This is a genomic window from Puniceispirillum sp. (SeqCode), from assembly GCF_965657105.1.
In the GTDB taxonomy this organism is placed as follows: Bacteria; Pseudomonadota; Alphaproteobacteria; order Puniceispirillales; family Puniceispirillaceae; genus Puniceispirillum.
Genome location: NZ_CBFHNB010000065.1, coordinates 1 through 12,365, shown reverse-complemented (window position 1 = coordinate 12,365; position 12,365 = coordinate 1). Strand labels below are relative to the sequence as shown.

Sequence of the window (12,365 nt, the reverse complement as noted above, 5' to 3'; positions counted from 1 at the left end):
CGGATTGCCTTTAATTCATGCGAGGTCATGTGAATGATAAAATATCAACTGATATGTGATAATGCACACAGCTTTGAAGGCTGGTTCCAGAATGCCAGCGCTTATGATGATCAAAAAGCGTCAGGTGATATCGCATGCCCGGTTTGTGACACATCATCGGTTAAAAAGGCACTCATGACGCCTAGCCTAGCTAGCCCGAAAATGCGCAAGACGCCAACCCCGCTTGCCCCGCCGAGTGGCGAAGTGATCAAGACAGATATTCCGGTGCCAACAGCTGAGACAGGCAAACCAGCTATGGGGTCGGCAAAGCCGCCTTCTGGCATGTCAGCAGCTGTTAAAAACCCGGCACAATTATCTGCAAAATCACCTGAAAAAATACTAGAAAGAATGCCAGAAAAAGTCGTTGAGCAGATGGCCGAAATGATGTCCGAACTGCGTCAACTTCAACGTAAAATTCGCAGTGAATGCCGCGATGTTGGTAATAACTTTGCCGAGGAAGCCCGCAAGATACACTATGGCGAAGCAGAACCAGAAGGCATTTATGGTCATGCGACAGCCAAAGAACGTGCCGAGCTTGACGATGAAGGCATTGATATTGTTGCGTTGCCTTTATTGCCGCTGGATAACTAAAGTCAACACCGGCTAAAGGCATGTGAAGCCCTATAGTGACTCATATCCGCTATCAGATTTATTGCGCATCCAGCTACCGCTGATTCCATAATTGATTGCCAGATTTGCAACCCTGGTGAAACCCCCCGGACGTGGGGCAAAGCCGGTCGTGTCATCCAGTAAAATACCGACCGCGGCGAATTCAGATCGTAACTCAGCAGGTTTTACGAATTTTTTTGGATCATGCGTGCCTGCCGGAACGATGCGCACAATATATTCGAGCACATATTTAGCCAAGGCAATCGCAGGCAAGGTGCGGTTGATTGTTGTCAGAACAATGACCCCATCATCGGCCAGCATATCGGCGATGGCGGCAATAAAAACCTGCCGGTCAGCGACATGTTCGATCACCTCAGAGGCATAGATAATATCAAAAGTGACGCCACTTGCGGCCAAATCTTCGGCACTTTGGCAGTGATAGGTGATATCCAGCCCACTGGCTTTGGCATGCGTGCGGGCGGCGTCAATTGCTGGGCTTGTTACATCAATGCCAGTGACAGTGCCGCCAAGACGTGCCATCGGTTCGGCCAGCAAGCCGCCGCCACAGCCAATATCAAGAATGCGTAAATTCTGTAGGGGTGTCTGTTCGGGTAACGCGCCTTTGACACGGCGAATGGCATCGGTGATATAATCTACACGGATCGGTGTAAAGCTGTGCAAAGGGCGCATTGGCCCTTTCATATCCCACCATTTGTCGGACAAAGCGGCAAAGGTATCTATTTCTTTTTGATCAACTGTGGACTGCATGGACTTGCCCCGAAGCTAAGTAGTCGTTAAGACTGCGGTGAAATAATCAATAATTAGCTAGATAGCATACATCAATGGCACGTATTGTTCAAAAATTCGGCGGTACCTCGGTAGGGGATCTGGATCGCATCCGTAATGTCGCCAAAAGGGTAAAAACCGAAGTCGATGCTGGCCATGAGGTCGCTGTCGTTGTGTCTGCTATGTCTGGCACTACAAATCAGCTTGTGCAATGGGCATCCGAAATTGGCCCCATGCATGATGCGCGGGAATATGACACGATTGTCGCAACGGGCGAACAGGTCACAGTCGGCCTTTTATCGATTGCGTTGCAGAATATTGGCGTTGATGCGCGCTCATGGCTTGGCTGGCAAATCCCTATCAGAACCGATAATCTGCATGGATCAGCTCGTATCGACCATATTGATAGTTCCAAAATGCGCGATAGGCTGGCGCAAGGTCAGGTCGCCGTTGTTGCCGGATTTCAGGGTATTGGACCCGATGGCCGAATCACAACGCTTGGTCGTGGGGGCTCGGATACATCGGCGGTGGCACTGGCCGCGGCGCTTGATGCGGATCGCTGTGATATCTATACGGATGTTGACGGGGTTTATACGACCGATCCGCGAATCGCGCCAAAAGCGAAAAAATTAGACAGTATTACCTTTGAAGAAATGCTCGAAATGGCCTCTTTGGGGGCAAAAGTTCTACAAACACGCTCGGTGGCGATGGCCATGCGCCATAACGTTAATTTGCAGGTTCGTTCCAGCTTTTCCAATCTGCCGGGCACATTTGTTGTTGATGAGGATTCAGTCATGGAAAAAGAAACTATAAGTGGAATTGCCTATTCACCGGATGAAGCAAAAATTACTATTATTGGCCTGCCCGATGAGCCTGGCATTGCAGCAAGGGTTTTTGGTGAGTTGGCGCAGAATCACGTGAATGTCGATATGATCGTGCAAAGCGCATCTAGCCAAAGTCAGCGTACCGATATTACTTTTTCACTGGGACAAGCTGACTTAAATAAAGCTGTTGAAATTATTGAAAAAAATAAAAGCGCCTTGAAATATGACGGGATCAATTCTTCAGAAAATGTGACCAAAATTTCAGTCGTCGGTATGGCGATGCGGTCCCAGCCCGGTGTTGCTAAAACGATGTTCGAAACGCTTGCCGAAAAAGGAATTAATCTCGCCGTTATATCAACATCAGAGATCAAAATATCGGTTCTGATAGATTCGGAATATACCGAGCTGGCTGTGCGTAGTTTGCATTCTGCATTTGGCCTCGATGACGACGGTTAATAGCATTACTATTGACATCTTCTAAATAGACAGTTGGCGTGTGAAACCACATTTTTGGGTCAGCATTAGAGTGTAACGACAAGATTTTAATGCGCTTTTTATGATTTGAGGCATCTTTTCGTTGGACATATGGAGTTTTTATGTTCATTTTGTCTAATGTAAGCCGAAACGACAGGTTATGCGTATGGTAGACAGTAACATCACAGAAATTTCCGAAACGTCTTTAGCCAATACGCTATTGACTATTGGCGTACAGTTACGCGCGGCCCGTAAGGAATCTGGACGCAGTGTTGCTGATATCGCAAATCAACTTCGTATCAACTCAGGTTATGTAAATGCGATCGAAAAGGGCGACCTTGAAGCGCTGCCTTCATCGACCTACGTTGCCGGGTTTCTGCGCAGTTATGGCAATATTGTTGACTTAGACGGTAATGAGCTGGCGCGAACGTATCTGGCGCGTGTTGATGATGCTGACCGGCAACCAACCTATTCATTTCCGCAGAATAATGTAAAGCCACAGCGCTCGGGCGCATTGATCGCATCAATTACAGTTGTTCTTGCAGTTGCTGGCTATGTTGGCTGGTACTGGACTGAAACCAAATCAGACAAGTCTAATGATGGTGCGGCTATTCTGGCATCAGCACCGGTGATGCCTGAAGCTGGTCCGGGTGTTGCGGGTATTGGCACTCCTGACGTTATTGAACCGGATGGCACCGCGCAGACTGTATTTGCCGAAGGCCAGGATGAAACCCCACTAAGCGTTGATGTTAATAGCTCAAATCCTGCAATAGATGCGCCCACAGTGATCGAGCCTGTTGCAGATGTGATTGTGCCTGAAACGCCAAAAATCGAAAATGATGCCGATGCCGATAATATAGTTGTGGCGGCTGATCCGGTTGTTGTGGCGTCAGTATCTAATGAAACGATTATTAAGACTGATACCCCAATTGTCGATATAGACACACCAGATACGCAGATGGCATCAAATAATGTGCCTGCAGTATCATCTGCAACATCAGATGATGATCGTGCGATCTTGCTTGAAGATGATCCGAACAACGTAACCCAGAGTTCGGCAGTCGCTAACCAGCGTGATCCCATGCAGGAAATCACCATTCGTGCCACAAGTTCTAGTTGGGTTGAAATCATCCGTAATAATGGTGAAGAAGTCATGACACAGCTTATGCGTGATGGTGATACCTATGTCGTGGATGGTGCAGAAAATCTGTATCTTTCAACTGGTAATGCTGGTGGTATCGAATTCATCATCACAGGTGACGATGCAATTTCGGCTGGTGCTATCGGTGAAATTGTTCGCGATCTTCCCCTTACTGTCGATAAGCTACGCGCCCGCCTCTAGGCTGGCGCCTCTAATCTACATATGTGATTTATCTAACTGCGCCGCTTCAGGGGCGTCAAAGCTTCTGTATGTGTGGACTTGCCACTGGTATTGAGCGGGCTAAACGGCTATAGACATAACAGTGTTTTATTGCTGACCCATATGCCTGTGCGTGTATAGGTATTTACTCTTGCTGGAGCCATATTGTGTCTACTGCCTATCGTCCATATCGTTCGATTGATCGCCGCCCATGCCGTCAGATTATGGTGGGTAATGTACCCGTTGGTGGTGATGCGCCAATCTCGGTGCAAACCATGACAAATAGCCTGACCACGGATATTGCCGCGACGCGGGCGCAGATTGATGCCGCTGCCGAGGCAGGCGCCGATATTGTGCGTGTGTCTTGTCCTGACGAGGCCAGCACCGCTGCCTTGAAAGAAATTTGTGCGGGCAGTCCGGTGCCGATTGTCGCGGATATTCATTTCCATTATCGACGTGCTATCGAAGCGGCTGCAGCAGGTGCTGCCTGTCTGCGGATCAATCCGGGCAATATTGGCAAGCAAGATCGTGTGCAAGAGGTTATCAAGGCAGCGCGTGATCATGGCTGTTCAATGCGGATTGGCGTGAATGCAGGATCACTGGAAAAACATCTATTAGACAAATATGCCGAACCTTGTCCTGAAGCGCTGGTTGAATCGGCACTCGATCATGCACGTATTTTACAGGATAATGATTTTCACGAATTCAAAATTTCGGTTAAGGCGTCGGATGTATTTCTGGCTGTCGCTGCGTATCAGCAGCTTGCCGATGCGATTGACTGCCCACTCCATATCGGCATTACCGAAGCTGGTGGATTGCGGGCAGGCACGATAAAATCGGCTATTGGCCTTGGTAATCTGTTGTGGGCTGGCATTGGTGATACGATCCGTGTGTCATTGTCAGCTGATCCAACCGAAGAAGTCAAAGCGGCGTATGAAATGCTGAAATCGCTTGGCCTGAGGCGGCGCGGGGTCACGGTCATTTCATGTCCGTCCTGCGCGCGTCAGCAATTCGACGTGATAAAGACAGTTGAAGTGATCGAAGATAGACTTGCGCATATTGATTTGCCAATCTCGGTTTCGATCATTGGCTGTGTGGTGAATGGCCCTGGTGAGGCACGCGAAACTGATATCGGCCTGACTGGTGGTGGCAAAGACACGCACCAGATATATGTCTCGGGCATGGCTGACCACCGCTTGTCAAATGGTGATATTGTCGAACATGTGGTCGAAATGGTCGAGGCAAAAGCCGAAGCCATCAGAGCGGCGCAGAACGCCGAGGCAGCGACTAAAGAGACATTGGATGATGCCCAAGAAGATGCCCAAGACGATGCCCAAGACGATGCCCAAGAAGATACCAGAAAGATAAAGGTCTAAGCCATGTCGAAACTACAACCTGTAAGGGGCACGTCTGATCTTCTGCCCGCTGATATGGCTGGGCATCGGTTTGTCATAGATCATGCGCGGGCGGCCAGTGCGCAATATGGTTTTCAGGAAATGGCGACGCCGATTTTCGAATTTACCGATGTGTTTTCAAAGCCGCTTGGCACCAGCAGTGACGTAGTGACAAAGGAAACTTATTCATTTGAAGACCGGGGTGGTGAGCGCATCACCCTGCGTCCGGAAAATACGGCTGGTGTTGTCCGTGCCATGATTTCTGGGGGCTTGACGCAAACATTGCCTTTGAAATTCTTCTATGCAGGGCCGATGTTCCGCTATGAAAGGCCGCAAAAAGGTAGGATGCGTCAATTTCACCAGATTGGAATTGAATATCTGGGTCCGACCGATGCCTTGGCGGATGCTGAAATCATAGCATGTGGGGCGCGGGTGCTAGCTGATATCGGTGTGCTTGATAAATGTGTGCTGCATCTCAATTCACTTGGTGACACGGAAAGCCGCCTTGCTTATCGCACGGCGCTTGTTGATTATCTTGGCGCGCATCAAGACGCTTTGTCCGATGACAGCAAGCAAAGGCTTACGGTAAATCCGCTCCGTATTCTGGATTCAAAGGATACAGGCGATCGCCAGATTATTGTCGATGCCCCGCGTTTGCAAGATCATCTGAACGATCTGTCCAAAACACATTTTGAAACGCTGACAACCGCGCTTGATGCCGCCAAGATTGCTTGGCATTTCGATCCGCTTCTTGTGCGTGGGCTGGATTATTATTGTCATACGGCGTTTGAATTTATAACCGATGCGCTAGGTGCCCAGGGCACTGTTCTTGGCGGTGGTCGTTATGACGGGCTCTCGGAAATGCTTGGCGGCCCTGCCATTGCGGGTGTTGGTTGGGCTGGCGGCATTGAACGCCTCGCGATGCTGGCGGCGGGTGGCACGGTTGTGGTTCCGCAATTAGCTGTTGTGTCGGCGGATAGCCAAACCGATCAACATGCTTTTCAACTTGCGGAAATTCTTCGTGACGCTGGCTTTAGTGTTGATTTGCCTACAGCGGGTAATATGGGCAAAAAAATGAAAAAGCTGGATAAGGGCGGTATCAAAATCGCTATTATTCTAGGAGGCGATGAAATCGAACGTGGTATCGTGCAACTTCGCTATCTTGCTGATGGATCGCAGGATGAAGTGACACGCGATGCGCTTGTCCAAAAATTGTCGTCAATAATCGGCCATACAACTACCGTCGATCAATAGTGAAATAGGTAAGGGATAAGGGTATGAGCCTCGACTCGACCATGGATAGGGTATTAGCGCGTCGCGCTGAAGTTGAAAATATTCTGAATGATGCGGCGTCACTTTCGGTTGATGAGATGGCAAATTTTGCCCGCGAGCTGTCCGAATTACGCCCAGTCTGCGAACAGATTGAACTTGTTCAGCGCCTGACAAGCGAGCTTGGCGATGCCGAAGTTATGGCCACAGAGGCTGGTGACGATCCGGATATGCTGGAAATGGCTCGTCTTGAAATGCAGGAATTGCAGGCACAAATTCCTGATGAACAGCAAAAACTGCAATTATTGCTTTTGCCAAAGGATCGCGATGATGCGCGTAACGCCATCCTTGAGGTGCGCGCGGGCACTGGCGGTGATGAAGCGGCGTTGTTCGCATCGGATCTGTTTGGCATGTATCAACGGTTTTCGGCTAAATATAGTTGGAAATTTGAAGTGATGGAAGTGTCTGAAACAGGCATCGGTGGTTACAAGGAAGCGACAGCGACGATCACCGGGTCGGACGTGTTTGCACGGTTGAAATTCGAGTCTGGTGTGCACCGGGTGCAACGCGTACCCGAAACCGAAACCGGTGGCCGTATTCATACCTCGGCAGCGACTGTGGCGGTGTTGCCCGAAGCCGAAGATGTCGATGTTGAAGTTGTCGAAAGTGACTTGCGGATTGATGTGTTCCGCGCATCGGGGCCTGGCGGCCAGTCGGTGAATACGACTGACTCGGCTGTGCGGATTACCCATATGCCGACCGGTATTGTGGTCAGCCAGCAGGATGAAAAATCACAACATAAGAACCGAGCCAAGGCGATGAAAATTTTGCGTGCGCGTCTATATGATGCCGAGCGTGCGCGCGTACAGGCAGAACGTGCCGCTGATCGAAAAGGTCAGGTTGGGTCAGGTGACCGTTCAGAACGCATTCGCACCTATAATTTTCCACAAGGGCGGGTAACTGACCATCGCATCAACCTGACACTGTATAAGCTTGACCGGGTGATTGCAGGCGAGGCGTTGGATGAAGTCATTGATGCGTTGATTTCCGAAGATCAGGCACGGCGGCTTGCCGAAGGCACCTAAGGCGTATTGATGTATAGCCATATTCCAGGCTTATAAAGTGATGATGATGCAGGATGCGCGTGAAATTTTGCTGGATATTGCCGCTATATTGAAAGCGGCATCAATCGAAAGTCCACAACAGGATGCGCGGCTTTTGCTGGGCGCAGCATTAGGCCGTCATGATGCCGTTCTGCCTCATGAAACAATTCACTTTGGTGATGCCGAAAAAACCCATCTACACGCGCTTGTTGCCCGTCGTGTAGCTCGTGAACCAGTCAGTCGTATCCGTGGATGGCGCGAATTCTGGTCATTGCGCTTTGCGCTGTCATCAGCAACACTCGACCCGCGACCCGATAGCGAAATTATCGTGGCGACAGCTATCGCAGCGGCCAAAGCACGACGCGTTAAGAATCCTGTAAAACAAATTAAACTGCTTGATCTTGGCACCGGAAGCGGCTGTCTTTTACTGGCTTGTCTTAGCGAATTGCCGGATGCCTTTGGACTTGGTCTTGATATTAGCGAAGACGCGCTGGCAACAGCCCGTAATAATGCAACCGCACTTAGCCTTGCTGGGCGAAGTCGCTTTCATCAGCATAGTTTTATGGACGAAATGTCACAATTCGGATCATTTGATATTATCTTGTGTAATCCGCCTTATATTCCGGCTGCTGAGATTACTGAACTGGAACCAGAAGTGGCGCGTTACGAACCGATGTGGGCTCTTGATGGCGGTGCGGATGGGCTGGATTGCTGGCGTGGCATTATGACTGTGGTGCCTGCTTGTCTGGCAGTGGCTGGTTGTCTGGTGGTCGAGATTGGTGCGGGTCAGGAAGATGATGTGATTCAGCTTGCTCAGATGGCAGATATGATCTGCGTTGAAATGCATAAGGATCTTGCTGGTATCACCCGATGTCTGGTGTTTGCGTTAAAAAATTAGCAAAATGTATTATTTTGCTTGAAATTGATCACTACCCATGACTATTGTTCAGATATAGCAACGCTAAAGGCATCGCCTATCGTTTGCACATACCCAGATAAATGCCAGTCTTCTTAACTTCGGTTTAAGGCCGATTATACAAAAGATTGCTTTTAACTGACCCACTTCTTACAGAATAATAAGTTGGTATTTAATTAATGAGACAACCTCAAAATGCAAAGCGCGGTCGTGGCCGTGGTCGTCGTGGTAACGGCGGCGGTGGCAATCATGTGCCCAATCGTAATACGTCGTATGAATCGAATGGTCCTGACGTAAAGCTTCGTGGCAATGCCCAACAGCTTCATGAAAAATATATTACTCTAGCGCATGATGCCTCGTCATCCGGCGAGCGAATTGCTGCTGAGGCTTATTCGCAATTTGCCGATCATTATTTCCGCCTGCATCAAGCAGCGGTAGGTGCAGCAGAAACCAAGCGTCAGCAGGAACAGGCCGCACAGGCGGCTAATGGCGAGTCGGAAGATGCTAAATCCGAAGTTGTAAACGGTGAAGCAGATGAAACAAGTTCAGCCGATGTTTCAGCATCGGATTCTGGTGACGCTCAGAATATAAAGAAAAGCATTAATAGCCAGCGCAAACCCCGTGTTAAGCCAGTTGAAACTGACGATGCATCTGCCTTGTCGCCAGCGCAGCTTGCCGAAGCGGTTCAGGATGAGCAGGATAACAAAAAGGTTGCCAGCTAAGGCTGACAACCATCTGAACCTTCCCCCCTCCTTATTGCGGCATAATTATAGAATGGTGATGCTGTCACCTGTTCTAGCTGTGCCAGAGGATAGGATTTCAGCAAAAACGCCCAGGTCAGTATGACCAAATACATCCCGCATTATAGATAAAGTATCTTGGCCGCGCTTGGCGGTTGCCGGGTCAACATCGATAGCCGCGCAACGGCCAACGGGCGCTACGATACGAAGATGCGCCGCACCGACCATAATGTCATGCCCTATTAATGACGCCTCGTGAAAGGGTGTGTCGGTCTTGATCATCATATTCAGGCGAAAGCGACGCGCATCAGGCGTGGTATTAGTTGCGGCGGCATAGGCCTCGATTGACGCCGAGCCACCTAGCGTGATCCATGGCGCGTTAGTGTCGGTAAAAGCCTGGTTATCCAGGCGCACAACTTTCGGCATGCCATGCAAGCGTCCAGGCATATGTTCATTCATATAAAATGAAAAAAAACTCTCAACCGCGGCGACATCCGTTGCATAAGCCAGATTAGCCTCTAGCAGCTGCAGACCATCTTTGCTGATTTGCAGATGATCGCCTTGCACGACACAAGACAAGGCGGCTAGCGCTTCATGCGACATTAATTGTAGGAAATGGCCTTTTTTGAACCATGTGCCAGCCGGACTATTGGCGACCTTGTCTCCACCGATTGAGATTGCATAGCGCCGATCACCAGCTATGGGCTGTCCGGGCATAAGAGCGGTTTCGTAAATCTTTTCACCGGTCATGCCTTTAACCGGATAGCGCCATAATGACTCGATAAGCATTAAGGTGCATCACCAAGCGCTGATATCAAGTCATTTTGCGCAAATTGGGTGCCGCCACGAGATAGAACTTCGGCATCGACTAGGTCAACTTGCCTTGAAAAGGCGGGTAGATAGGCCTCGTCAAGGCGAGTGCCAGTTGGCAGGCGTACCGTGACTGGATTGACCTGACGGTTATTGACCAGTATTTCATAATGCAGATGTGGGCCGGTTGAACGCCCAGTTGAACCCACATAACCGATAATCTGCCCTTGCTGTACGCGCGAACCGGCGCTGATACCGCGCGCGATAGATTTCATATGTGCATAGGCAGTGTCATAGGTGCTGTTGTGTCTGATACGGACATAACGCCCATATGAACCTCGCCATCCAGCCTTACTGACAACCCCTGAACCGGCTGCGATGATGGGGGTACCTGTCGGTGCGGCAAAATCAACGCCCTTATGCATAGCCGTATAGCCGTTGACTGGATGTTTGCGCTGGCCAAAGGATGATGACAGGCGGGCGCCCGAAATAGGTGTGCGTATCAGCGTACGTGCTGCCGAGGCGCCATTCCTGTCAAACCAGCCAATGCCGGAATCACCATTTTCATAGCGATAGAAAGCAAGCTGGTTTCCAGATAATTTCAAACCGGCGTAATGCAATCTTGTGTTAACAGCGTTGCCGGTAATCTGGTCATAAGTTGTTTCATATAATAATTCGAAAACATCGCCATTGCGAATTTCACGCTGAAAATCGACTGAGAAGCCCATAACGCGCACATATTCATTAAAGGCAGCGTCGGGAACGCCAGCCGTTATGGTTGATTTATATATTGATCCATTGATAGTGCCATTGGCAAAGGTCAGATATGTATCAACGGGGCGTATCGCCCGAATCGCAAGCCACCCACTTTCAGGGTCTTTCAACGCATATATGTCGCGTCCATCGCGGGTGGTAAAACGATAGCCAAGGTCGCTAATGGTGATTTTCATGCCTACCGGCAAGCTGCGCAGACTGATGCGCGATTGAATCGCGCTGACCGAATTGGCAATATCTGTGTTTGTATAGCCAGCCCGCCGCAATACATTAGCAAGACCATCGCCAGATTTAAGCTTAAATTCTTCTTCTTTGGTGCTTTCTTGACCAGTTTGCGAGCGAATCATGTCGGCAAGCCGCGCGGTAGATACTGGAAAGATGCTTTCCAAAGCGGGTTTCGACTGCGGCAAGGCAATATCAACCTTTAGTGCCCCATAAGACAGCACTTTATCTGGGCGCGCCTTGGGAATCGCAAAAGATGCCTGATGGACAGGCACCATTTCACCGTCAAAAACGCCATCGTCAGAATCAGTAACGATCACATTGTTTATTTTGGCCGCATGCGCGCGCAAATCGAAACCAAGAGGAGTGAAATCAGAGGCTATAATAGTAGCTGTTAGAATGACACCTGCAAGCAAGTGTCGATAAATTAAATCTTTGCATACCAACATATGTACTAACATCTTCTAACTATTAAGCTTTAGCCTGTTATCCACAAGCTTGGCGTATAATTAGCGAATCTACAGAAACAGTCAATCATTAGCTTGTTAGAATAGAGTTTGTATTATGATATGATGCCATATTATGGCAAAAAACATCATGTTTGGGGCATGAAAGACGTCAAATCTCCTCTAAATAATACATAATGATATAAATATATGTGTTGGGTCGTTTTTTCTCCCTTTGTTTGTTTAAGTCTGATATAAATAAATTTGTTGATAAAAATACCGCAAAAAAGGTCTGTTGAGACGGTCTTCAAAGGTCGATTTTCAGACTGATAATCAAGAAAAAACGGTGTTTTGGCAAAAAAGTTAACAAAGTCGCATTTTAGGGGTGGACAGGTCGCCGAGACCTGCATATAACCCGCCTTCGTTGAGCCGGTTCGGCCAACATAACTGTTACCCAGCCAAGCGCTGATCGGCAGTCGCTGTTTGAAAAAGTTGGAAGCATTTTGGAAGAGATTCGCGGGCGGCGGTACGTGATAACGTGTCGTTCTTTGTGATTTATATAAGTCAGCCTGTTGAATTTCATAAACGCTAATTTTGAA

12 protein-coding genes are annotated in these 12,365 nt (G+C 49.0%); 8 read left to right on the top strand and 4 right to left on the bottom strand.

The genetic code is table 11. The features are described from left to right. Positions 1–33 precede the first annotated feature (33 nt). Positions 34–630, top strand: coding sequence for a DUF1178 family protein (locus ACTF7Q_RS09000; RefSeq protein WP_438997508.1), 597 nt, complete (start codon positions 34–36; stop codon positions 628–630). Between the two features lie 30 nt (positions 631–660). Here ACTF7Q_RS09000 and ubiG read toward each other — a convergent pair whose 3' ends face one another. Next, complete coding sequence (ubiG, locus tag ACTF7Q_RS08995) at positions 661–1,416, bottom strand: bifunctional 2-polyprenyl-6-hydroxyphenol methylase/3-demethylubiquinol 3-O-methyltransferase UbiG (protein ID WP_438997507.1); 756 nt, start codon at positions 1,414–1,416, stop codon at positions 661–663. A 74-nt stretch (positions 1,417–1,490) separates the two neighbouring features. Between ubiG and ACTF7Q_RS08990 the strand changes: the two genes are divergently transcribed. The 7 genes from ACTF7Q_RS08990 to ACTF7Q_RS08960 all read left to right on the top strand — a co-directional run bounded on the left by ACTF7Q_RS08990 (position 1,491) and on the right by ACTF7Q_RS08960 (position 9,496). Beyond that, positions 1,491–2,714: an aspartate kinase gene (locus tag ACTF7Q_RS08990; protein ID WP_438997506.1), complete on the top strand. Its 1,224-nt coding sequence runs from the start codon at positions 1,491–1,493 to the stop codon at positions 2,712–2,714. 184 nt (positions 2,715–2,898) lie between these two features. Beyond that, positions 2,899–4,074, top strand: a complete 1,176-nt coding sequence (locus ACTF7Q_RS08985) for a helix-turn-helix domain-containing protein (RefSeq protein ID WP_438997505.1) — start codon at positions 2,899–2,901, stop codon at positions 4,072–4,074. 242 nt (positions 4,075–4,316) lie between these two features. Beyond that, a complete protein-coding gene (gene ispG, locus ACTF7Q_RS08980; RefSeq protein ID WP_438997510.1) occupies positions 4,317–5,468 on the top strand; it encodes a flavodoxin-dependent (E)-4-hydroxy-3-methylbut-2-enyl-diphosphate synthase in 1,152 nt (383 codons plus the stop codon). Between the two features lie 3 nt (positions 5,469–5,471). Then, positions 5,472–6,740: a histidine--tRNA ligase gene (gene hisS, locus ACTF7Q_RS08975; protein ID WP_438997504.1), complete on the top strand. Its 1,269-nt coding sequence runs from the start codon at positions 5,472–5,474 to the stop codon at positions 6,738–6,740. 23 nt (positions 6,741–6,763) lie between these two features. Next, entirely contained in the window at positions 6,764–7,840 is a 1,077-nt protein-coding gene (prfA, locus tag ACTF7Q_RS08970; protein WP_438997503.1) for a peptide chain release factor 1, read from the top strand. A 40-nt stretch (positions 7,841–7,880) separates the two neighbouring features. Continuing rightward, positions 7,881–8,756, top strand: a complete 876-nt coding sequence (gene prmC / locus ACTF7Q_RS08965; RefSeq protein WP_438997509.1) for a peptide chain release factor N(5)-glutamine methyltransferase — start codon at positions 7,881–7,883, stop codon at positions 8,754–8,756. 197 nt (positions 8,757–8,953) lie between these two features. Beyond that, entirely contained in the window at positions 8,954–9,496 is a 543-nt protein-coding gene (locus ACTF7Q_RS08960; RefSeq protein WP_438997502.1) for a DUF4167 domain-containing protein, read from the top strand. Positions 9,497–9,541: 45 nt separating this feature from the next. Here ACTF7Q_RS08960 and ACTF7Q_RS08955 read toward each other — a convergent pair whose 3' ends face one another. The 3 genes from ACTF7Q_RS08955 to ACTF7Q_RS08945 form a co-directional block, all read right to left on the bottom strand. Continuing rightward, entirely contained in the window at positions 9,542–10,303 is a 762-nt protein-coding gene (locus ACTF7Q_RS08955) for an MOSC domain-containing protein (protein WP_438997501.1), read from the bottom strand. Beyond that, a complete protein-coding gene (locus ACTF7Q_RS08950) occupies positions 10,303–11,769 on the bottom strand; it encodes a peptidoglycan DD-metalloendopeptidase family protein (protein ID WP_438997500.1) in 1,467 nt (488 codons plus the stop codon). Before ACTF7Q_RS08950 ends, ACTF7Q_RS08955 begins: the two co-directional genes overlap by 1 nt. A gap of 146 nt (positions 11,770–11,915) precedes the next feature. Further along, a partial coding sequence (locus ACTF7Q_RS08945) for a hypothetical protein (protein ID WP_438997499.1) occupies positions 11,916–12,365 on the bottom strand: 450 nt, incomplete at its 5' end.